This window comes from Chitinophaga qingshengii (genome assembly GCF_014529935.1).
GTDB lineage: Bacteria > Bacteroidota > Bacteroidia > Chitinophagales > Chitinophagaceae > Chitinophaga > Chitinophaga qingshengii.
This window is the reverse complement of the sequence record NZ_JACVFC010000005.1, coordinates 511291-531541: the sequence shown is the minus strand read 5'-3', so window position 1 is coordinate 531541 and position 20251 is coordinate 511291. Positions and strand designations below refer to the sequence as shown.

Below are 20251 nucleotides of genomic sequence, written 5' to 3'. Positions count from 1 at the left end.
CGGTACGCGAAAAAGCCCTGTTGTGTGATATCGGCTGTTTTCTCTGCAAAATCCCTGAAACATCCTGCAAAATTTTACATGGTAGTTTATGCAGTCTGGGTTATATTTAAGATAGATCCGTAAACTGATGAGGATGACAACAACCTTTTCTGCGCTGCTGGTGTCGGCAACCTTGTTTGCAGGAACAGCGGCATCGGCACAAACGGTACTGCTGAAAAACGCCACCGTGATAGATGGCAACGGCCGCAAGCCGCTGCCGCACACCGATATACTGATACAGGCAGATACCATTGCAGCGGTAGGCCCTCATTTGTCGGCCCCTGGCGCAACCGTGACAGACCTCAACGGCAAAACCGTCATGCCCGCGCTGATCAGCGTGCATACACATGTAGGCACATTAAGAGGTACCACCACCAATGCCGTCAACTATACCCGGGAGAATATCCTGCGGCAGTTGCAGCAATATGCCGGCTATGGCGTATTGCATGTGCTGGCCATGGGAACCGACCGGCCTATGCTGTTTGAAAGCGGTCTGCGCGACTCATCCGCCAACGGCTTATTACCCGGCGCCCGCCTGCATTCCGCCGGCTATGGCTTCGGTGTACCCAATGCCGCGCCCCCCGTGGATTTCGGCATGGATCTGGTCAACCGTCCGGCTACTGCCGCCGATGTAGCACCAGCGATGGATAAAGTGGCGCAGGTACATCCGGATGTGGTGAAGTTATGGGTAGATGATTTTGGCGGACGTTTCAAAAAGATGGAACCGGCGGTGTATAAAACGGTTATCACGGAAGCACATCGTCATGGCCTGCGGGCAGCCTCCCATTTATATTACGCCGCAGATGCCCAACAGCTGGCCGATGCAGGCATGGACATCATCGCGCACAGTATCCGTGACCGTGATATCGATGATCAACTATTGCAAACCCTGAAAAAGAAAGGTATCGTATATGTCCCTACGTTATCTCTGGATGAGTACGCGTACATCTATACACGCCAACCGGAATGGCTACACGACGAGTTCTTCAAACGTTCACTGGAACCGGGTGTATATGAAATGATCACCTCTCCCGAATACCGGCAACAACTGCAGCGCAATCCAGGCTTCGATAAAAACAAAGCCGCCTTTGAAACAGCGCTGCGTAACCTGTACAAAATATACAAAGCCGGTATCCTGGTGGCGCTGGGCACCGATTCCGGCGCCACGCCGGTGAGAGCACAGGGTTTCTCCGAACACCTGGAGCTGGAGCTGATGGTGCAGGCAGGCCTTACACCCCTGGAAGCTATCAGCGCAGGCACCCGCAATGCCGCCCGGGTACTGAAATTGCCCAATACCGGTACCATTGCCCCCGGCCAGGTGGCCGATCTGCTGGTGCTGGCAGACAATCCTGAAAAAGACATCAAAAACACCCGTCACATTGTGACGGTATACAAAGCCGGCAAACCCGTCCGGCCATAACAATTTCTTACACCCAACAAAAGCAGCCTGATATGAGCTTTCAAAACCGTACTATCTTCATTACCGGCGCCAGCAGAGGCATCGGTGAAGCCATTGCCCTGAAACTGGCCGCCGCCGGCGCTAACATCGTCATTGCAGCTAAAAGCACGGAAGAAGATCCCCGCCTGGGCGGTACCATCTTTTCAGTGGCGAAAGCCGTGGAAAAAGCCGGTGGTAAAGCCCTGCCCGTTAAAGTGGATATCCGCGAAGAAGCACAAATACAACAGGCCGTTCAACAGGCGGTCGACAAATTCGGTGGCATCGATGTGGTCATCAATAACGCTTCAGCCATTCAGCTGACCAACACCGAACAAACGCCCAGCAAACGTTTCGACCTGATGTACGATATTAATGTGAGAGGTACTTTCCTCGTCACCCAACACTGTATTCCCTATCTTAAAAAAGGCAACAATCCACATATTCTCACCCTGTCGCCGCCGGTGAACCTGGCGCCGCAATGGCTGGGACCACACGTAGCCTATACCATCAGCAAATACAATATGAGCATGCTCACCCTCGGATGGGCGGAAGAGCTGAAACAATACGGTATCGCAGCCAACTCGCTATGGCCCGCCACGACTATCGCTACTGCCGCCATCAAAAACCTGCTGGGTGGGGAAATGCTGATGAAAGTCAGCCGTAAACCGGATATCATGGCAGATGCAGCGTACTATGTATTGGGAAAACCGGCGGCATCCTGCACCGGCAATAATTTCATTGATGAAGCCGTGTTAAAGGCGGAAGGGATAACGGATCTGGCACATTATGCAGTAACACCGGGAGGAAAATTGCAACCGGATTTGTTCCTGTAGGCAGAGCATACCGGTGAGCAGGTTGCTTGCTCACCGGTACAAGCTTCTTTATTTATCCTGCTGTAATACCACTTTATAACTACTACCCACAAAGGTTTCCGCTTTAGGCTCGGTCATCATCTGCATATACATTTTACCTGGCTCCGGATCGGAGAGTTTGTAACGTACGGTAGCAGTACCTTCGGCGAAATCGATGCCGGTAATGGCAATCTGGTAACCGGAATTAGGTTTGCTGCCTCTTGACAATACCACCGTATTTACCTGCGCATTCACCGGGGTAGTCGTTACCGTTACCTCACTTTCCTGCTGATGGGCATTGGAGCGCTCTTTGTGTTCTTTCACAAAAGCAGCTGCTTTAGTTACCATTGCCTTGGCTTCGGAAGGCGTTACCAAAGCACGGGGACGGAAATTGTTTTTTTCCAGCGCTACCACACCAAATTTAATCAGCGCCTGTACGGCGTTATTGCTTTTGTCCTTGTTCACAAAGGAATTGGCATCGCCGATATTGATCCACATCATGTTCATCGGATAGGGGCCGGTACGTTCAATGCCTTCATACAGCGCCAGGGCAAACTGTTCCCGGGTCATCGGTACATTGAAACGTTGTTTTTTGTCCAGTGTGATGCCGTTGTTGGCCGCGATGATCACGGAAGAAGCGTAAGCAGCCTTGTCGTCTGCATACTGGCAATAATCCGTTGCCTTCGGCGCTTTGATAAACCGGATATTGTCGATGTTAAGGCCCAGTGCTTTCACGATCAGATCTATACCCTGGCCGTAATCGATCACTTTGGCGTTTTTTGCCTGCTCAGCTGTTTCCATAGTTGTAGTAGCGGGGTGAACATTTGCTGCCCGGCTTACTAACGGATGGCTTTGCAGCGTGAGGCAAACCAATGGCAATGCAATAACAGTACGTCTGTTCATGGGAAATTTGAATTTTTCTGGTGTCAAATGTAATTTATTTATCTAGTATGCAATTGAACATTCGGGAGCCGGCCTTCGTCAGTGGCCGACAGAGCAGTACAACGCACATGAATACTTAAATGTTACTTTTCGTTAAATATGATAACTTTACGATAACGGCAAAAGAATAACATATGAAGTGGCACGCAATTACCAGGAACCGGGAAAATATACTGTATGGCCTCTCACTGGCCGTATTGCTTTTTCTGCTGAAATGGCTGGAACTGCGTTTCCTGGTTATACAACACGCTGTCGAAGTTTATGTTGGCGTGATAGCCCTGCTTTTTACGGCGCTGGGTATCTGGCTGGCTTTAAAACTGGCAAAGCCCAGGGTAGAAACGGTGATCATCGAAAAACCGGTACCGGTAGCAGCACCCTTGCCTTCCTCCTTAAATACGGATGAACAGGACCGCCTCGGTTTAAGCACGCGGGAACTGGAAGTATTGCAACTGATGGCGGACGGACTGAGCAACCAGGAGATTGCCGGCCGGTTATTTGTGTCCCTGAATACGGTTAAAACACACGCCTCCCGCCTGTTCGAAAAACTGGACGTCAAAAGAAGAACACAAGCAGTGGATAAAGCTAAACGATTGAATATCATATCTTAATCATCATCACCCAAAAGCAGGAAAAAGGGATAAAAGGGAAAAATCACCCTAAAGTATGAACGAAAAATGAGGCGGGACCAGCATTTTTGCACCTACTACTAAATCCTGACCAGATGAAAAAAAATGTGCTCGTTTTCGGATTGATTGCCGGCGCCATCGTGAGCCTGATGATGGTATTTTCTGTGATAGCCTGTTATAATGACCCCAACTACATGGGCAACATGTTCCTCGGTTATGCCGGTATGTTGGTGGCCTTCTCTTTCATTTTTATAGGCATTAAAAACTATCGCGACAAGTACAACAACAAAACCATCACGTTCGGCAAGGCCTTTAAAGTAGGCCTGCTGATTGCCCTGGTTGCGTCCACGATATACGTGGTGGTGTGGCTGTTCGATTTTTATCTCTTTGTCCCCGATTTCATGGATAAATACAGTGCCCATGTACTGAAAACCACGCAGGACGCTGGCGCCGACGCTGCCACTCTCAGCAAAAAGGCAGCGGAAATGGAACAGTTCAGGCAGTGGTACAAGAATCCACTGATGGTGATTCTCATCACCTATTGGGAAGTACTGCCCATCGGGGCGGCCATCGCGCTGATCAGCGCCCTGATCCTGAAACGTAAAAAAGGGAAGGATACTTCTTCAATGATCACACATTATTAAAAATCTGCTCATATGACAATAGGTATGATCGGGATCCATGTGAAAGATCCCCTGGAAGCATTTCGCTTTTACACAGAAAAACTCGGTTACCTGGAAAAGGTATATATGCCGGAAGCCATGCTGGCCATCGTAGTATCTCCTGAAGACCCGAATGGTACCATGCTGATGCTGGAACCATCTTATAATCCTATCGCCAAAGCATATATGGAGGGGCTGTACGCCTCCAATATTCCGGCGTTTATGATGGGGACCAAAGATGTACAGGCCGATTATGAACGGCTGAAAGCCAAAGGCGTAGTATTCCGTAAACCACCCACACCGGCCGATTGGGGTATAGAATCCATCTTTGAAGATGAGTGCGGTAATCTGATCGCCTTATCGCAGGTGAAATAATGATAAAAAAAAGCGGAGTTTCTTCCTGATGGAGAAACTCCGTTTGCTTTATCAACAATTTACCATCCACTTAACACCGTACTTGTCCGTAAAATTGCCGTGCCAATCCCCCCAGAACTGCTTGCCAAACGGTATATTGACCGTACCGCCTGCCGACAGCTTATCAAAAGCCGCCTGGGCGGTCTTATCATCCGGAAAAGTGAGGGATAATGACACATCGCCGCTATTGCCCTTCGTTTCCTTACCCGGAAAGGTATCACTGGCATAGATAGCGAGGTCATTAAAATGCAGCCTGCTGTGGAGTACTTTGTCACGATATGCTTCCGGCGCATTCATATTCGGATTGTCGTAACGGGTCCACACCTTAAAAGTCCCACCCAGTGCGGCGGCGTAAAAATTCATTGCTTCTTCGCAATTACCACCAAAAGAGAGATAGGGAATCAGTTCATATTTTTTTCCTTCCATGACATATATTTTTTACGAAGATGATGAATGCAGATGATTATAAATTGTACGATTTAGCCAACCTCGTCGCCAACGCGGGCTGTATCACCTGTACAATGGTATATTGTTCCTGAAGAAAATGACGCGGGGTGGTCCCGGAAAGCTGTTTAAACTCCCGGATAAAATGAGACTGGTCATAAAATCCGCAGCTATAGGCAATAGCAGTCAGTGATGCGTAACGACAGCTGTACATAGCCAGAATGGCTTTATTGAAGCGGCGAATTTTCAGCAATTCAATGGGTGTTAGTCCTGCTGCCTGACTGAAACGGCGTTCCAGCACTTTGTAGGAAACCCCAAAAGCGTTGCAGGTATCGGCTATGGTAACGTTTTCCTGTTGCAGCATCCAGGTGGTGCACTGTTGCAAAAACCGGTGCGTTTGATCACCGAACTGTAGCCGGTCCAGCAGAAAACGATCTGCTACCGCTACCCGCTGCTCATCGGTAGCGGCTTCGTATAGCCGTTCTTCCAGGTAGGTGTAGTCTTTGCCCAATATATCGGGCAGGCTCCAGAAATCATTGGCCAGCAGGTACGTAGGAATATGGAACAAAGGATAGGCGCCGCCCAGGCGGAAACGAACGGAGAACACATGCTGGTGGTGCGTTTGGGAGATACGCAAAGCATGCTGGCGGATGCCGATGACATGAGACCCTTTTACCGGTTGACGGGCGCCATCTTTGATGCGGGCATAATTATCACCAAAGTTAAACATCAGCTCAATGGTGCCATCAGGAATCAGGGACTCCTCCTCCCGGAAAGGCGGCCTGTCGGCATCGGCTTTCCAGTAACATTCAACATATGGCGCCAGTTGCGGATGTGGTGCAAACTCCCGGTAGATCATTCATCGGCGGTTTTACCAAAAATAATCAAATACAGGACAAGTTGCTCAGCGCTTTTCCAGGATACTTCTGAAGGTGGACATGGTTTCAAACATATTATTACGAACAATCGGATCAGACACCCAGCGGGGAATCCGGGCGCTGCGGTTGGTAGTGATGGTATAGGTGATCTGCATCACCTCGTTGCCCTGGTCTTCCATCAGCCACCGGCCCCGGGTACCGGTGATGCGGGTTACATCACCGGAGACAGGGAAACGGTTGTTAAGGGTGCTTTCAAAGCTGATTTCGCCGGAGCGTTCATTCCGCATTTTCAGGTGGAAAAGCAGGCAACAATCCTGGTCACCGAAAGGCCAGGGAATATTGTATTTCAGATACGTGATCCATTCCCGGCCTTCACTCAGAGGCAGTACCTGGTATGCTTTGGCGCGGGCGTTCCACACCACGCCTTGCCGCTGGTCGGTCAACAGCCGGGCCACGGAAGGCACATCGGAACGTACGGTAAACACCGCCTTGATTTCCCGCACACTTTCGTCATTGCCGGCTGTAATCCACCGTTCATACAGGAAAATGGACTTGTCCTTTTTCACCAGCCGGTACGCTCCTTCTGCCTGCTGGTGCGCATACGCGCCGGATGATAAACAGAGTACCGCGCAAAACATGAACATTGTCCGGAACACACGGTCCCACAAGGTAGAGCTCACCCCAAATCCCAGGTCGTCGTTTTTGTAGTGATGCAGATGATGGTTACGCCAAAGCGGTTTAAGCCATTTAAATGGTGGCGCCCAGGCATGGATGGCGTAGTGCATGCTTCCGTATAACAGGTATCCCGACACAAACCCGGGGAAAAACATGAACGCATGGTTGCTCAGGAGGACATAGAAAATACAGAATAAAAACGAAGAGATGATCACACTCGGCACCGGCGGCATAAACAACCGCTGCCGGTCGCGCGGGTATTCGTGATGGTTACCATGCAAGGTATACACCACCCGGCGGACAGCCGGTTGTTCACTCACCAAATGGAAAATAAACCGGTGAGCCACGTATTCAAACAACGTCCAGCAGAACATGGCGCCGAAATAAGTCAGTATAATCCTGAAAATGGAATACCCCAGTGTAGCGTGACTATAATATAACATGTACGCGATTACAGGCAGGTACATCCCGAAAATCACTGCCGGATGTGTTTTGGTCAGCATTTCCAGGTACCTGCTTTTAAAGAGCCTCGCCTGCCCTTTGTTATGCACTTTGTCAAATTTCATGATAAGCTGTTGATGGAACGGTACAAAAGTGCAACCTCCCTACGGCCTGGCCAGCCATTTTTTGCTGAATTGTCAGATAAGTCAGTTGAACCGTCATGTATAATTCCCGAATGCGTAAATATTTTTCCCGATCGGATGGTATACTTCCTTTTTGCTGATAGAATTTTGCGGCCGTGATTGTCATACCTCTATCTATCAACAGAATAGTACTACCATGATCAGAAAAATATCAGCATTGTTACTGATGCTCTTCAGCTTTATAGCCGGTGTACATGCACAAAGCAGCACCGGAGGAATTAAAGGGAATATCGTTACCAGCGAGGGAGAAGCCGCCGCTTTTGTGAGCGTTCGCATAGAACAGCATAGCCGGGGCACTGTCACCGATGCAAAAGGAGATTTTGCTTTCCGCCGCCTGGAGCCGGGGCAATACGTATTACAGGTATCCCTGCTGGGTTATGAGCCGGTAGCGGAAACAGTAACGGTAACGGCTAATCATACTGCCAGCATCACCGTACGGCTGCAGGTATCCAAAACACAGCTGTCGGAAGTGACGGTGGTGGGCGGACAAAATAAACTGGCCAATAAAGAAAGTGACTTTATCGCTAAACTGCCCATCAAAAACCTGGAAAATCCGCAGGTGTACAACGTAGTAGGGAAAGAACTGATGAAAGAACAGGTGATCAGCAGTTTTGATGATGCCCTGAAAAATGCGCCCGGTGTAACCAGGCTCTGGTCTTCCACCGGCCGTGGCGGCGATGGCGCCGGTTATTATACCATGCGTGGTTTCGCGGTACAGCCCACTATGGTCAACGGTATTGCCGGCATCTCCAACGGTACGCCCGATCCGGCTGATATAGAACGTATTGAAACCATCAAAGGCCCTTCCGGCACATTGTTCGGCAGCAGCCTGGTATCTTTCGGCGGGCTGATCAACATCGTTACCAAAAGACCTTACGACGCCTTTGGCGGCGAAATCAGCTATACCGGCGGTACCTACGGTCTTAACCGTGTAACAGCCGATCTCAATACTCCGCTGAACAAGGATAAGTCAGCCCTCCTGCGTACCAATGCGGCCTACCATTCCGAAGGCAGCTTCCAGGACGCCGGATTCAAACGCTCCTGGTTCCTGGCCCCCAGCCTCTCTTACCGGGTAAACGACCGGCTGTCTTTCCTGGTCAATACCGAATTTTATAGCGGCGAAAGCACCAACCCTACCATGGTGTTCCTCAACCGTGGCCGGCAGCTGATTGCCAGAACGCCCGACCAGCTGGGGATCGACTTCACCCGCTCTTTTACCGGCAATGATATTGTGATGAAAACACCGTCCGTGAACATTTTCGGACAGGCTAACTATAAACTGTCCGATAAATGGACCTCGCAGACAAGCGTATCCAGAAGTACCCGTCGCAGCAATGGTTACTACTCCTATGTGATGTTCCTCGACCAGGGTGCTGCAGTGCCCAACGATACGCTGCTCAGCCGCTATGTAACGCACCAGAATTCCACTACCACCGCTACGGATGTTCAACAGAACTTCATCGGTGATTTCCGCATCGGCAGTATGCGTAACCGCCTCGTAGCGGGACTGGACTTCTTAAGCCAATACACCCAGAACGATAACTCCCCTTATGTGCGCTTTGATCTGGTAAATGCCATCAATCCGAAAGATCCGCGGTATTCCCAGCTCAACAGGCCCGCGGTAGACGCCCTGCTGGCACAGGCAAAAGGCGGACAGGTAAAAAATGCGACGACCAACTACACCTACAGCGCCTATGTGTCCGACGTGTTAAACATCACGGATCAGCTAATTGCGATGGCCAGCGTACGGGTAGATCACTTCGTTGCCAAACCCAGCAAGGACTATACGACGGGTGAAAAAAGCGACGATGATTATAGTCAGACGTCCGTCTCCCCGAAATTTGGTTTAATATACCAGGTAGTAAAAGATAAGGTGAGCCTGTTTGCCAACTATATGAATGGTTTCCAGAACGTATCACCTGTAACGCAGCCGTTACCGGAATACAGCGGTGTCCTCAAACCCCAGCAGGCCAACCAGTTTGAAGGCGGTGTGAAACTGAATGTATTCAATAATAAGCTGAGCATGAGCGCCAGCTACTATAATATTCTCGTGTCCAATATGACCCGCAGCATCGATGTGGAGAAAGGCGGCAACCGCTACCAGGTTACCATCCAGGATGGCTCCCAGCGCAGCAAAGGCGTAGAACTGGACCTGATCGCCAATCCGCTGCCAGGGTTGAACATGGTGGCCGGATATGGTTATAACGACAGTAAAATGGTAAAATCTGATTCCAGTATACTGGACCGCCGTCCTACCAGTGCCGGTCCTGAGCACCTGGTGAACTGGTGGATCAGCTATACCGCTACCAGCGGCAAACTGCATGGACTGGGCATCGGCTTCGGCGGTAACTATGGCAGCGAAAATATGGTGGTGAACAGCAAAGCTACCGGCACATTTACGTTGCCTTCCTATACCGTGCTGAATGCAGGGCTGTTCTACCAGGTGAATGCTTACCGGATCGCTTTAAAACTGGATAATATCACTGATAAAGCATACTACAGCGGATGGACCACGGTAGAGAGAATGATGCCACGGAGATTTTCTGCCAGCGTAGCGTTTAAATTCTAACTGTGATAGCCTGGATTAGTGCTGATTTCGCTGATTAGCGAATTTTATCTCTTTTAAACTTACAATCAATATCAATAAACGGCCGGAGTGTTTTCATTCCGGCTTTTTATTTTTTTGCGTTTTTACCGATTTCTCCCAGATGCGTGTATTTAAAGCCTGTCAGGTATTTCAGGCCATAACCGAATACGCGGTCCATACAGGAGTGCGCAAAGAGGATGATGCCGGTAAATGTGAGCCAGTCGAGTGACAGGTAGATGCCTGCCACGCAGGTGAGGATAGCCACCCCTTTATGATGAAAAAAGTTGTATACCCAGGCGCCTGTTTTATTACCCGCCGCATAGCCGACCATGCTGAGGTCCGGCAGCAGCAGGCAGGCCGGGAATACCCACCAGCTGTAAGGCACCTTCGCATTAAATAATATTACTGCGGCCAGGAACATCCCGATTTCTTCCAGGTTTAATATTGTTTTCATATAAAATTTTCAGCCAGCAAAAGTAATTAATTAGTTTTGCTGACCTCGTTTTATGCAAACAACATTTCAACATTACGGTCTTTTTACCCTGCTGTTGCTCGTCTTCATGGCGATTTGTATCCGTACGGGCAAGCTCTCTGTGTCTGCCGCGCTGGCAGCGGGGCTTGTCGGTCTCCTGGTCTTTACCGGCGCCGGATATCCCGGCATTGCGCAGCTGGGAACATTTTTTCTGCTGGGTACTTTAGCCACCTCCCATCAGAAGCAGCTGAAAGCCGCCATTACCGCGGAGGGAGCGCATCCCGAGAAAAGAAAGGCCAGCCAGGTATTTGCCAACGGTGGCGCAGCCGCTCTCATGGCTTTGCTGATGCTGACGGATACAGCGCGCCGCGAGCTGTACGGCCTCATGCTGGCCGGCAGCCTGGCCTCCGCTACGGCAGACACCCTCTCTTCCGAGCTGGGCACCGTTTATGGCCGGCGCTTTTTTAATATTCTTACTTTCAGGAAAGAAGCCAAAGGGCTGGATGGTGTCATCAGCCTGGAAGGCACGCTGCTGGGCGCTGCGGGGGCGGTGGTGATAGCTATCGTATATGCATTAGCGGCAGGTTTCGATCGCCGTATAGCCTTTATCGTGATAGCGGGAGTATTGGGCAACCTGATGGACTCCATACTGGGGGCGGCACTGGAAAGGAAACATTATATCGGTAACGACGCCGTGAATTTTGGTAACACGTTGTTCGCTGCCCTGGTAGCCGGCGCCTGCGGCTGGTGGTGGTAGAGAAAAAGCCCGCACGGTGGCGGGCTTCTATAATTTATAAGCTGACGATCTTCCCGGTGCGGACCGACTCATCGCAGGCAAAGGCAATGCGCAGGCTGTTAACCGCATCCTGTACATGATCTGTCAGATCGATGTTTTCGCGGATGGCTTTCAGAAAATAACGTTGTTCACGGTTACACAGTTCCTGGTGGTCCGGTTCATCTTCCATATTGATCCAGGTATCTTCTTTCGCAAATTCCCCTTTATCATTTAATGCCGCATGGTGCAGCCGGAGTGATTCCGTTTTCGTATGTGCTTCGATGTTATCCGAGTTGCCAGCGGCGCCGGATTCTTTTGCCACGATAGATACGCAGCCCTGCGGGCCGATGACGTCTTTTACAAAGAAAGCCGTTTCGCTGATCATAGGTCCCCATCCTGCTTCGTACCAGCCTACCGAACCGTCTTCAAAACGGATTTGCAGCTGGCCGTAGTTGTAGTTATCGGCCGGAATATCGTTGGACAACCGGGCGCCGATAGCGCTCACCTGCACCGGTTTGGAGCGGGTCATCTGGCACATTACATCAATATAATGCACGCCGCAATCCACAATAGGGCTCAGGCTTTGCAGCAGGTTGCGGTGTACGCCCCATTTGCTGCCGGAACTTTGTTGGTTAAGGTTCATCCGCATCACCAGTGGTTTACCCAGCTGGTGGGCAATTTCCACGAAACGTTCCCAGGAAGGATGATGCCGCAGGATATACCCTACCACAAGTTTTTTACCGGTTTTGCGCGCCACAGCAGCCACCCTTTCAGCACCTGCCACCGAGTCGGCCACCGGCTTTTCAATGAAGACATGACAGCCGCTTTCCAGGGCTTTGATCGCATAACTTTCGTGTGTATCCGGGTAAGTGGAGATACATACCGCGTCCGGCTGCGTGGCAGCCAGCGCCTCTTCGTAGTTACTGTAAAGCGGGTAACCGCCGCCCAGCTTATCATTTAATACCCGTTTGCTGGAACCGGTAGATACAATACCACATATCTCAAAGCCATCCAGGGTATGGTAAGCCACCGCATGGGACGTGCCCATATTGCCACAGCCCACTACCAGTACCCGTAAAGGTTGTACGTTTTCTGCCATGAGTAAATTTCCTGTTTAGTTTTTCATCAATGCTGGTAAGATACAGTGCAATACAGTGATTTACAAGCAGAATTTTATGCAGGGCAGAAATCTTACTTTTGCAGAAAAGATAGCAGCATGGAAATTTATCAGCAGGCATTGCGTTTAAGAGCCCGTCCCAGAGGGTTTCACCTGATTACGCCAGAGATAGTACAGGCCTTTCCCCAGATAGGCTCCTTACAGTCGGGCATGTTGCAGGTTTTTATCCAGCATACCTCTGCCGGGCTGACGATCAACGAAAATGCAGATCCCACCGTACGGGTGGATTTTGAGACCTACTTCAATAAGGCGGTTCCGGAAAACGACCCCGACTACGAACATAACGACGAAGGGCCGGATGATATGCCCGCCCACCTGAAAGCCTCACTGCTGGGCAGCTCCGTGATGATACCCATTCATAACGGCCGGCTGGCGCTGGGTACCTGGCAGGGCATTTATCTCTGCGAACACCGGGATTATGGCGGTCCCCGGAACCTGGTACTGACCGCCTGGGGCAAACCCCTGAAATAAAAGACACTTAAAAACGAATAGGCATATGGAGATCAGAAGAGCCACCATCACAGATTACCCGGAAATGGTCCGTATTTGGGAATCGGCCGTAACAGCCACCCATGATTTTTTAACACAGGAAGATTTTGATCATATTAAAGGTTTGCTGGCGGATGCTTTTTTCCCGCAGGTAGATACCTACCTTTTGTTGAATGAAGCCGGAAAACCGCTTGCTTTCCTGGGTGTACAGGCAGACATGCTGGAAATGCTGTTTGTAGATAACGATGCCAGAGGAAAGGGCGTGGGCAGAAACCTGGTGAATTATGCCATTGCCAGCCTGAAAATCCGCAAGGTAGATGTAAATGAACAAAACAGCCAGGCAGTGGGCTTTTATGAGAAGATGGGGTTCAGCGTTATCAGCAGGTCCGAAAAAGACGGAATGGGCAAACCCTACCCGATCCTGCACATGGAACTGTAAATAATAAAAAAGCCTGCGCGATCGCAGGCTTTCTACTTGAGAACACCTATGCTTACTTCGCTGGCTCCAGCGGCCAGGCTTTTTCTTTAGACTGATGACGGGCAGGTAATATCTCCCGTGCTTCCAGCAGCGTTTCCATCTGGTACCAGTTGACCGAAACCCTGCCAAAAATATCTTCTTCTACCGGACAGCCCAGGGCTGCATCATCGATATAAAAATCGGCCTGTACTTTCGGGCTGCCGGTCCACCAGCTCTGCTGCGGATTCCTGTTCTGGCCGTACAGCCGGATCCCCTTAGCATTGAGCCACTTCACTGCTTCCTTCAGGTATTTACCGGAACGCATTGTATGGAGAATAATTTTTACGCCTTGTTGCTGTAGTCGCTGTAACACATGGATACAATGTGGAATTTCTTCCCCTATCATCGGAAAACGGTGATAGGCGCAGGTACCATCAAAATCAAGTGCTATGGTAATATTTGAATGCATACGTTGTGAATGGGTTTTTAAAAAGATATTATATAGTCAAAGAAAACGGTAAACAGGAAAAGGCAGGTCCGTTATAACGGGAGTGGGCGCCTTTTTTAAGGTCAGGGCCTTATAGGTGGCAGTATCAGCAATAAGCCGCCAGGTCTTGAAATCCAGGAAATGATCAGAGAAACCAGCCTTAAAATTGAACAGCGAATCCTGCTGTCCGCCCACACCCCCACCCAGGTGCAGGTATTGCATCCGCATGGATTGCCCGAACAGACTGGCTTCTTCTACGAGTAGCCGCATAGGTGAGTCCTGTACAAAATCGTTGTGCGTTGCCGCCAGGTGCAGCTGCATCATATTGTTGCAGCAGGTAGTGAAAACCCCGGCAGTGTCACGGCCCTCATAGGATGCGAGTAGTATATTGCTTTGAAAAGATGTAGCACCCAATAACTGTTTAAAATACTGTTGATTGAAATGATAGTCCGCATGGGCGCCCAACCGATGCATATTCTGCAAATAGATAGCTGCAAATGATGCAATATCCGCTTCACTGGTAGCCTTTCTTACCCGGTATCCTTTATTCCGCAGCTGGTTGATCTTTGAACGGAAAGCTTTGCGGTAGGACTGTCTTTGTTCTGCCATCGGCAAAGTGAGATCTATTACCACTGTTTTTCCATTGTCATACAAGCCGCCGGTTTGGCCTGGCTGAAAATGTTGATGGATCAATGGATGCAGCCGCATAAACACGCTCACGATTTTTTCTTTTTTCAGAAAACGTAAAAAGGTCTGCAAAAACTGCTGTAAGAATATATCCGGCAGCTGGCGGAAATCGAGGTTGGATAACGGGCCCGCATATCCGTAAACAGAGGTACAATCAAAATAAACGGTATCTTCTATATTCCGCTTCAGTAGTGGCACTGCGATGAAATCACCGTCCTTTTCAAATACGAATAGAAAAGGATGATGGTGAGCGGCGGCTAACTGATGATAATACCAGGTATGGTAGAAATCGTAGGCATGCGCTGCCTGAACAACCTGGTTCCAATGTTCCTGATCGGCAATGTCAACTGTAAAATAAGGCATAACAAATGAGGTTTTTAAACATATAGATTTGACGGTCATGTGTTGCAAGATAGTTGCCGGGCACAGGAAAGATGGTAATACCAGGCAGGAATCCATACCAGTTTGAAAGTGTATGGCAACAAACGTCCATCGGACACCAACTGGTATCTTTTTTGCATAAAGGAGCCTGCTATTGATTCAATAACCTTTACCTGTTACTATCGTTGAAATCTGCTATTGTTTGTTACTTATGTGAATGATCGGGTTCAGTTTGTATTTACAGGTCATCTGTAATTTTTTCGGGTTAAAAAGATTTATATCCGGATTTCAATGACTATGCCATGTAAATAAATAGTTGTTAACCAGTGACTTACACCATTCTTTACGCCATGATGCCCTCCAATATATTGGAGTAACCCAAACGGTTATACGAAATATTGGAGATTGTTAACCGGAACTGTCTCCCCGGATGGTTCCCTGACCTTAAGAGAGCAATGAAAGAAGAAAACACAGGAAAGGATGCCGTCTATTTATTAACCTCATACGGTCCGCTGATAGGCGGCGCCGCTTTACAAGCCGTGATACAGCAGGTGCAACAGGTAGCCGATACCGATGCCACCGTACTGCTGACCGGCGAAACCGGTACGGGCAAAGAAGTTTTTGCCCAGGCCATTCATGAGCTGTCGCTCCGCCGCCAGCACCCCATGGTGAAAGTCAACTGTGCTGCCTTACCTCCCCAGCTGATAGAATCGGAGTTGTTTGGTCATGAAAAAGGCGCCTTTACCGGCGCCCTGCAACGCCGTACGGGCAAGTTTGAACAGGCGCATCAAAGCAGCATCTTCCTCGATGAAATAGGTGAACTTCCTTTGGATCAGCAGCCGAAATTACTACGGGTCATACAGGAAAAAGAGATAGAGCGAATTGGCGGAGCCACCATTAAAACAGATGTGCGGGTTATTGCCGCCACCAACCGCATACTGGAAGACGAATGCCAGGAAGGGCGTTTTCGTTACGACCTTTATTACCGCCTCAATGTATTTCCGATACACCTGCCACCCCTGCGGGAACGGAAAGCGGACATCCCCATGCTGGCGAATTATTTTCTGGAGAAAGCGGCCCAACATTTCAGCAGACCGGCAGTAAGTATCAGTGAGCGCTCCCTGGAAGCCATGATGCAATACCATTGGCCGGGTAATATCCGCGAATTGCAACACCTGGTGGAAAGAGCCGTGATCATTGGTCAGGCGCCCGTAATTTATGTGGAACTACCCCCACCCGAAAAAACCCGGGACACCGATTCCAGTCCGCCTATCACCAGCCTGGCGGAGGGAGAACGCCAACTGATTATCCGTGTACTGAAACATTGCCATGGCCGCATCCGCGGAGAAAACGGCGCCGCCGCCATTCTACAAATTAAACCTACAACGCTGGAAGCAAGAATGAAAAAATTAGGCATCAGCCGTCAGCATTATTAATTTCACCGGAATAGTATCTTTGAAAAGTAACTAAACCCGTTGTAGTCGTATGATTATCGCTGATTGGGTATGGAAAGACAACCTGCCCGCCCTGCTGATCACTTTATCCCATATCTGTCACTACACTTTTGATCAGTCCGACCTTGATGCGGTACACTACGGATTGATCCACACTTCCCTCGATAACAATCATTGGTTCGATTATTCCCTCCACGGGCAACAAACGTTTGCTTTGCAATTATGCAAAGATGATGACGATACCGATATTGTTTTTTACCGCATCAGTGGCCCTGATGAATGGTTAGCAACTGTTGAGGTATTGAAATTTTTATGGACAGATTTTGACCTTCGCTATCGCCGGCCGCTTTAACTGCCGGTACACGCCAATTGCTGGAATCAATTGGCCGTTAGTTTGGCGGAAAACTGTAATGCGCTTATATTTGAGGCACTGTTGTTTTAACCAATATAACGTACTATGAAGAAAATTTTCCGCGCATGCCTGTTCACCGTTGCCATGCTGACAGGTTACACCACCTATGCGCAGCAACCCGCCGCCAACACCCTCCGGGAAGGTAAACATAACCTCACGTTACAGTGGGTGAGCTGGGAGCGCCCTGGTAAAGTGATGATCAGCAAACAAAAAGATGGCACCTATAGCGTAAAAGGCGAACAACGCGATGAAAAAACCGGCGACTTCGTTACCATCGACGGCGCACTTACCGTAGTGTCACCCAAAGAACTGACCTTTAACGGTACCATCCGTACGCAGTATAGCAATGTGAACCAGGGCAAGGTATGCGAAAAAACCGGCACCTACCATTTCCTGGCCAAAGGCGCCCGCAAATACTGGCGGCTCCAGGAGATGGATAATTGCGAAGGCAACAATGTGGTGGATTATGTAGATATCTATTTTTAATCGGCTCCCTGAAAAAATAATGCGTAACCGATCGGTTTTATAATTATATTTGTAACCGATCGGTTATGCATTTTTTTTATTGATTTAAAAAACACGCTCATGGCAACTACAACACAATCATCCGTCGCGCAGTCCGGTATGCTGATCAGGAGACCGGTAGCGGAAGTCTTCAACGCGTTTATTGATCCGGCTGTTACCACCCACTTCTGGTTTACCAAAAGTACCGGCAAGCTGGAAAAAGGCAAAGAAGTGATCTGGACCTGGGAGATGTATAACGTCGCCTCAGCAGTGCAAACGGTAGACATCATTCCCAACAAAAAAATTGAGATCCGCTGGTTCGAACACTTCGAAACAAACACCGGCGACAAAGGCGCCCGCGACGCTGCTACCCGTGTAGTTTGGACGTTTACGCCCTATGGTAACGACCAGACCTTTGTGGAAATAGTCAACGATGGTTTCTCCGGTGATGCGGCATCCGTACAACAACAGGCCCTCGACTCTACCGGCGGTTTCTGCTGGGTATTAGCCGGACTGAAGGCTTATCTCGAACATCAGCTGGAACTGAACCTGGTAGGCGATCGTTTTCCCACCGGTAAACCCGGACAAAATTGAAGAGGATTCAATTTCCTGTGATTTGTACCAAATATCCAACGATTAGTGTCATTCGTCCTAATTGGGTGTAAAGTAGTTTTGTGCTTCATAACTGAAGAAAAATGGACACAAGCGTACTCTTTTTTGGTATCATGGGAGCCCTCGGATATGTTCTCCTGCAATCATTATTTATATTAGGCGTGCGGGTGGCCGCCAAAGGCGCCGTTGAGAAACTGCCCAACGGAAAAGACAAGGATAGTGAAATGATTCTCTTTCCTGTCTTCAAATATCTCACGCGGGTAGATCGCCATAAAATCTACTACAGCGGCGAACAATTCGATCAGCTGATCCGGCAAATCCGGGTACTGATGCCGGAGGCAAAGCTGCCCGCAGAAAATGCCGGCATCGTACTTCCGTTAAGCGATACCAGCAGGATTCCGGTACTGAAGGAATTAAACAATGTGCTACCTAAAATTGACGGGAAAATACAGGTAGAAGTAACGGATACCGATATACGATTTTTTAAGATCGATGAAGTATTTAAAGTAAACAAGTACCTGCGTAAACCGGTCATCCAATGCCCTATCTGTATGGCATCGTACTGGAGCGTTTTCAGCTACTGGATTCCCATTATTTATTTCTACGGGTTTAGTTTCTGGGTATTATATGCCGGTGTGATCAACATCTGCGCTGTATCCTGTATGAACTGGCTGCTGTGGATGCGGGGATCTGCCTATGAAGCACAGATCATGAAAGGATAGTTTGGTTTTATACCGAAAAAGGGAGTCTCGGGTATTCACTCCCGGGACTCCCTTTGTATATCGTTATGATCAAGCCTACATTCTCCTTCGCTCCTCCTGTACCCCGGCCTTGGTCAGTTTAATAATGGTATATTTTCCGTGGGCATCTTTAATAAATTCCATCGTTCTGTTGTTGTCATCTGATCTGAAGAATTTATAATCCGATTCGGGCAGCAATTCAATATCGAAGTTGTTATAAAACAGTTTCCCATCCTTTTCAAGAATTTTAATATCTCCATAATCACCCTTAAAATACGGGTAAAGCGCTCCATCGTTTTTAACAAGCTGATGATGATAGGGAAGCTCAACGGCTTTACCAAAGCATATTGCAGCCAATCCGTATGCAAGCAAATAAGAAGGGGACTGGTTATTAGACAGGACAATAACATCCAGTCCGTCATCAGTAAAGCGGTTGAGAGAGGTCATGGCGCCAAAAAAACCACCATCGTGACCAATCAACCTGTGGCCATGATTATAGAAAGGGTCGATTAGAAAACCATAGCCAAAATGTTCTTCATTATAGGAAGTAAACATTGCCTGCTTCATTTCATCACTTAAAATGGCAGTACCATACAGTGATTTATCCCATTTTAAAAGATCATCCACTGTTGAATAAATGCCATCATGCCCAATATTGAATGACCAGTTGATGTACGGATTTTTTTTGTACCCCTGCCCTTCCCTGACGTACCTATCTGCCATATAAGGGATCACATCGTCATTAGTCATAACGCCTGTTTCCTGCATTTGTAACTTATCAAAAATATTTTCTTTCAAATACGTTGCATAGCTTTTGCCGCTTACTTTCTCGATGATACGCGCCAGCAGATAATAACCGACATTACTATACGCTGTTTGTTTTCCTGGTGTAAATAATAGCCCTTTTCGGGTAATATAGTTTAATACAGTGTCCTGGGTGAGGGAAACCTGGTTCAGGTAAAGTTCATCAAAGTCCATGGGAAGCCCTGACATATGGGCCAGCATCATATGGAGCGTGATTTGATCTCCTTTGGGGAATGCAGGGAAATACCGGCTTAGTTTATCCTCCACTGACAACAACTTACGATCTGCCAATTGGAGTATGGCGACAGCTGTAAATTGTTTGCTCACGGAAGCCAGGCTGTATTTGGTATGGATAGTTGTTTTTATGCCCCATTCGTAGTTGGCATATCCATAAGCCCCGCGCAGGAGTAAGGAATCTTTTTTGGCAACCAGAACAGTACCACTAAATCCATTGACATCCGCCTGGGCCTGCATATACCTGGATAATTTTTCAGCTGTCAAACTCTTTTTCACACCAGCCGTTTCGGTTTGTGCAAAAATTTTAAGTGAGAGCAAATGAAGTCCCAGTAAGCATATTACTTTAAAACTTGTCATATTGCC

23 protein-coding genes are annotated in these 20251 nt (G+C 48.7%); 14 read left to right on the top strand and 9 right to left on the bottom strand.

Annotated elements, in window-relative coordinates:
* Window positions 1-133 precede the first annotated feature (133 nt).
* Together ICL07_RS29230 and ICL07_RS29225 are read left to right on the top strand one after the other, a co-directional pair.
* Window positions 134-1459 carry an amidohydrolase family protein gene (locus tag ICL07_RS29230; protein WP_188091597.1) on the top strand — a complete coding sequence of 442 codons (1326 nt, stop codon included), beginning with the start codon at window positions 134-136 and terminating at the stop codon, window positions 1457-1459.
* 32 nt (window positions 1460-1491) lie between these two features.
* On the top strand, window positions 1492-2310 hold the full coding sequence (locus ICL07_RS29225; RefSeq protein ID WP_188091596.1) for an SDR family oxidoreductase: 819 nt from the start codon (window positions 1492-1494) through the stop codon (window positions 2308-2310).
* A 48-nt stretch (window positions 2311-2358) separates the two neighbouring features.
* On the opposite strand, the gene ICL07_RS29220 is transcribed toward ICL07_RS29225, so the two are convergent.
* Window positions 2359-3231: a protease complex subunit PrcB family protein gene (locus tag ICL07_RS29220; RefSeq protein WP_188091595.1), complete on the bottom strand. Its 873-nt coding sequence runs from the start codon at window positions 3229-3231 to the stop codon at window positions 2359-2361.
* A gap of 173 nt (window positions 3232-3404) precedes the next feature.
* Here ICL07_RS29220 and ICL07_RS29215 point away from each other — a divergent pair, with 173 nt between their 5' ends.
* The 3 genes from ICL07_RS29215 to ICL07_RS29205 all read left to right on the top strand — a co-directional run bounded on the left by ICL07_RS29215 (window position 3405) and on the right by ICL07_RS29205 (window position 4933).
* Window positions 3405-3878 (top strand): response regulator transcription factor, encoded by a 474-nt coding sequence (locus ICL07_RS29215; protein ID WP_188091594.1) that lies wholly within the window; start codon window positions 3405-3407, stop codon window positions 3876-3878.
* 113 nt (window positions 3879-3991) lie between these two features.
* Window positions 3992-4540, top strand: a complete 549-nt coding sequence (locus tag ICL07_RS29210; RefSeq protein ID WP_188091593.1) for a DUF4199 domain-containing protein — start codon at window positions 3992-3994, stop codon at window positions 4538-4540.
* Between the two features lie 12 nt (window positions 4541-4552).
* Window positions 4553-4933 carry a VOC family protein gene (locus tag ICL07_RS29205; RefSeq protein ID WP_188091592.1) on the top strand — a complete coding sequence of 127 codons (381 nt, stop codon included), beginning with the start codon at window positions 4553-4555 and terminating at the stop codon, window positions 4931-4933.
* Between the two features lie 51 nt (window positions 4934-4984).
* Here the strand turns inward: ICL07_RS29205 and ICL07_RS29200 are convergent, their stop codons facing one another.
* From ICL07_RS29200 to ICL07_RS29190, 3 genes are read right to left on the bottom strand one after another with little or no spacing between them, the layout of a single operon-like run.
* On the bottom strand, window positions 4985-5398 hold the full coding sequence (locus tag ICL07_RS29200) for a VOC family protein (protein WP_188091591.1): 414 nt from the start codon (window positions 5396-5398) through the stop codon (window positions 4985-4987).
* Window positions 5399-5435: 37 nt separating this feature from the next.
* Window positions 5436-6275, bottom strand: coding sequence for a helix-turn-helix domain-containing protein (locus tag ICL07_RS29195; RefSeq protein WP_188091590.1), 840 nt, complete (start codon window positions 6273-6275; stop codon window positions 5436-5438).
* Between the two features lie 45 nt (window positions 6276-6320).
* The gene (locus ICL07_RS29190; RefSeq protein ID WP_188091589.1) at window positions 6321-7535 is read right to left on the bottom strand and encodes a sterol desaturase family protein; all 1215 of its coding nucleotides are present in this window, start codon (window positions 7533-7535) and stop codon (window positions 6321-6323) included.
* A 214-nt stretch (window positions 7536-7749) separates the two neighbouring features.
* On the opposite strand from ICL07_RS29190, the gene ICL07_RS29185 reads away from it, so the two are divergent.
* Window positions 7750-10182 carry a TonB-dependent receptor gene (locus tag ICL07_RS29185; protein WP_188091588.1) on the top strand — a complete coding sequence of 811 codons (2433 nt, stop codon included), beginning with the start codon at window positions 7750-7752 and terminating at the stop codon, window positions 10180-10182.
* 106 nt (window positions 10183-10288) lie between these two features.
* Here the strand turns inward: ICL07_RS29185 and ICL07_RS29180 are convergent, their stop codons facing one another.
* A complete protein-coding gene (locus tag ICL07_RS29180; protein WP_188091587.1) occupies window positions 10289-10654 on the bottom strand; it encodes a DUF4260 domain-containing protein in 366 nt (121 codons plus the stop codon).
* A gap of 52 nt (window positions 10655-10706) precedes the next feature.
* Here ICL07_RS29180 and ICL07_RS29175 point away from each other — a divergent pair, with 52 nt between their 5' ends.
* Window positions 10707-11429, top strand: coding sequence for a DUF92 domain-containing protein (locus tag ICL07_RS29175; protein WP_188091586.1), 723 nt, complete (start codon window positions 10707-10709; stop codon window positions 11427-11429).
* Between the two features lie 34 nt (window positions 11430-11463).
* Here the strand turns inward: ICL07_RS29175 and ICL07_RS29170 are convergent, their stop codons facing one another.
* Window positions 11464-12546 (bottom strand): Gfo/Idh/MocA family protein, encoded by a 1083-nt coding sequence (locus tag ICL07_RS29170; RefSeq protein ID WP_188091585.1) that lies wholly within the window; start codon window positions 12544-12546, stop codon window positions 11464-11466.
* Window positions 12547-12663: 117 nt separating this feature from the next.
* Here ICL07_RS29170 and ICL07_RS29165 point away from each other — a divergent pair, with 117 nt between their 5' ends.
* The gene (locus ICL07_RS29165; protein WP_188091584.1) at window positions 12664-13095 is read left to right on the top strand and encodes a secondary thiamine-phosphate synthase enzyme YjbQ; all 432 of its coding nucleotides are present in this window, start codon (window positions 12664-12666) and stop codon (window positions 13093-13095) included.
* Between the two features lie 25 nt (window positions 13096-13120).
* The gene (locus ICL07_RS29160; protein WP_188091583.1) at window positions 13121-13552 is read left to right on the top strand and encodes an acetyltransferase; all 432 of its coding nucleotides are present in this window, start codon (window positions 13121-13123) and stop codon (window positions 13550-13552) included.
* Window positions 13553-13604: 52 nt separating this feature from the next.
* Here the strand turns inward: ICL07_RS29160 and ICL07_RS29155 are convergent, their stop codons facing one another.
* Both ICL07_RS29155 and ICL07_RS29150 read right to left on the bottom strand, forming a co-directional pair.
* Entirely contained in the window at window positions 13605-14039 is a 435-nt protein-coding gene (locus ICL07_RS29155) for a Cof-type HAD-IIB family hydrolase (RefSeq protein ID WP_188091582.1), read from the bottom strand.
* Window positions 14040-14075: 36 nt separating this feature from the next.
* Window positions 14076-15107: a GNAT family N-acetyltransferase gene (locus ICL07_RS29150; RefSeq protein WP_188091581.1), complete on the bottom strand. Its 1032-nt coding sequence runs from the start codon at window positions 15105-15107 to the stop codon at window positions 14076-14078.
* 473 nt (window positions 15108-15580) lie between these two features.
* Here ICL07_RS29150 and ICL07_RS29145 point away from each other — a divergent pair, with 473 nt between their 5' ends.
* The 5 genes from ICL07_RS29145 (at window position 15581) to ICL07_RS29125 (ending at window position 18829) form a co-directional block, all read left to right on the top strand.
* Window positions 15581-16561 (top strand): sigma-54 interaction domain-containing protein, encoded by a 981-nt coding sequence (locus tag ICL07_RS29145; RefSeq protein WP_188091580.1) that lies wholly within the window; start codon window positions 15581-15583, stop codon window positions 16559-16561.
* 49 nt (window positions 16562-16610) lie between these two features.
* On the top strand, window positions 16611-16931 hold the full coding sequence (locus ICL07_RS29140) for a hypothetical protein (protein ID WP_188091579.1): 321 nt from the start codon (window positions 16611-16613) through the stop codon (window positions 16929-16931).
* Window positions 16932-17036: 105 nt separating this feature from the next.
* A complete protein-coding gene (locus ICL07_RS29135; RefSeq protein ID WP_188091578.1) occupies window positions 17037-17477 on the top strand; it encodes a hypothetical protein in 441 nt (146 codons plus the stop codon).
* A 99-nt stretch (window positions 17478-17576) separates the two neighbouring features.
* Window positions 17577-18089 carry an SRPBCC family protein gene (locus ICL07_RS29130; RefSeq protein WP_188091577.1) on the top strand — a complete coding sequence of 171 codons (513 nt, stop codon included), beginning with the start codon at window positions 17577-17579 and terminating at the stop codon, window positions 18087-18089.
* Window positions 18090-18190: 101 nt separating this feature from the next.
* A complete protein-coding gene (locus ICL07_RS29125; protein WP_188091576.1) occupies window positions 18191-18829 on the top strand; it encodes a transposase in 639 nt (212 codons plus the stop codon).
* A gap of 75 nt (window positions 18830-18904) precedes the next feature.
* On the opposite strand, the gene ICL07_RS29120 is transcribed toward ICL07_RS29125, so the two are convergent.
* Window positions 18905-20245, bottom strand: coding sequence for a serine hydrolase domain-containing protein (locus ICL07_RS29120; RefSeq protein ID WP_188091575.1), 1341 nt, complete (start codon window positions 20243-20245; stop codon window positions 18905-18907).
* Window positions 20246-20251 lie beyond the last annotated feature (6 nt).

What these genes read in the sequence shown, in the direction of transcription:
- ICL07_RS29125 (WP_188091576.1), top strand. Translation starts at nt 18,191, where the DNA reads ATGGACACAAGCGTACTCTTTTTTGGTATCATGGGAGCCCTCGGATAT.
- ICL07_RS29140 (WP_188091579.1), top strand. Translation starts at nt 16,611, where the DNA reads ATGATTATCGCTGATTGGGTATGGAAAGACAACCTGCCCGCCCTGCTG.
- ICL07_RS29180 (WP_188091587.1), bottom strand. Translation starts at nt 10,654, where the DNA reads ATGAAAACAATATTAAACCTGGAAGAAATCGGGATGTTCCTGGCCGCA.
- ICL07_RS29200 (WP_188091591.1), bottom strand. Translation starts at nt 5,398, where the DNA reads ATGGAAGGAAAAAAATATGAACTGATTCCCTATCTCTCTTTTGGTGGT.
- ICL07_RS29155 (WP_188091582.1), bottom strand. Translation starts at nt 14,039, where the DNA reads ATGCATTCAAATATTACCATAGCACTTGATTTTGATGGTACCTGCGCC.
- ICL07_RS29130 (WP_188091577.1), top strand. Translation starts at nt 17,577, where the DNA reads ATGGCAACTACAACACAATCATCCGTCGCGCAGTCCGGTATGCTGATC.
- ICL07_RS29150 (WP_188091581.1), bottom strand. Translation starts at nt 15,107, where the DNA reads ATGCCTTATTTTACAGTTGACATTGCCGATCAGGAACATTGGAACCAG.
- ICL07_RS29215 (WP_188091594.1), top strand. Translation starts at nt 3,405, where the DNA reads ATGAAGTGGCACGCAATTACCAGGAACCGGGAAAATATACTGTATGGC.
- ICL07_RS29195 (WP_188091590.1), bottom strand. Translation starts at nt 6,275, where the DNA reads ATGATCTACCGGGAGTTTGCACCACATCCGCAACTGGCGCCATATGTT.
- ICL07_RS29220 (WP_188091595.1), bottom strand. Translation starts at nt 3,231, where the DNA reads ATGAACAGACGTACTGTTATTGCATTGCCATTGGTTTGCCTCACGCTG.
- ICL07_RS29230 (WP_188091597.1), top strand. Translation starts at nt 134, where the DNA reads ATGACAACAACCTTTTCTGCGCTGCTGGTGTCGGCAACCTTGTTTGCA.
- ICL07_RS29135 (WP_188091578.1), top strand. Translation starts at nt 17,037, where the DNA reads ATGAAGAAAATTTTCCGCGCATGCCTGTTCACCGTTGCCATGCTGACA.
- ICL07_RS29205 (WP_188091592.1), top strand. Translation starts at nt 4,553, where the DNA reads ATGACAATAGGTATGATCGGGATCCATGTGAAAGATCCCCTGGAAGCA.
- ICL07_RS29170 (WP_188091585.1), bottom strand. Translation starts at nt 12,546, where the DNA reads ATGGCAGAAAACGTACAACCTTTACGGGTACTGGTAGTGGGCTGTGGC.
- ICL07_RS29210 (WP_188091593.1), top strand. Translation starts at nt 3,992, where the DNA reads ATGAAAAAAAATGTGCTCGTTTTCGGATTGATTGCCGGCGCCATCGTG.
- ICL07_RS29165 (WP_188091584.1), top strand. Translation starts at nt 12,664, where the DNA reads ATGGAAATTTATCAGCAGGCATTGCGTTTAAGAGCCCGTCCCAGAGGG.
- ICL07_RS29120 (WP_188091575.1), bottom strand. Translation starts at nt 20,245, where the DNA reads ATGACAAGTTTTAAAGTAATATGCTTACTGGGACTTCATTTGCTCTCA.
- ICL07_RS29190 (WP_188091589.1), bottom strand. Translation starts at nt 7,535, where the DNA reads ATGAAATTTGACAAAGTGCATAACAAAGGGCAGGCGAGGCTCTTTAAA.
- ICL07_RS29185 (WP_188091588.1), top strand. Translation starts at nt 7,750, where the DNA reads ATGATCAGAAAAATATCAGCATTGTTACTGATGCTCTTCAGCTTTATA.
- ICL07_RS29145 (WP_188091580.1), top strand. Translation starts at nt 15,581, where the DNA reads ATGAAAGAAGAAAACACAGGAAAGGATGCCGTCTATTTATTAACCTCA.
- ICL07_RS29225 (WP_188091596.1), top strand. Translation starts at nt 1,492, where the DNA reads ATGAGCTTTCAAAACCGTACTATCTTCATTACCGGCGCCAGCAGAGGC.
- ICL07_RS29175 (WP_188091586.1), top strand. Translation starts at nt 10,707, where the DNA reads ATGCAAACAACATTTCAACATTACGGTCTTTTTACCCTGCTGTTGCTC.
- ICL07_RS29160 (WP_188091583.1), top strand. Translation starts at nt 13,121, where the DNA reads ATGGAGATCAGAAGAGCCACCATCACAGATTACCCGGAAATGGTCCGT.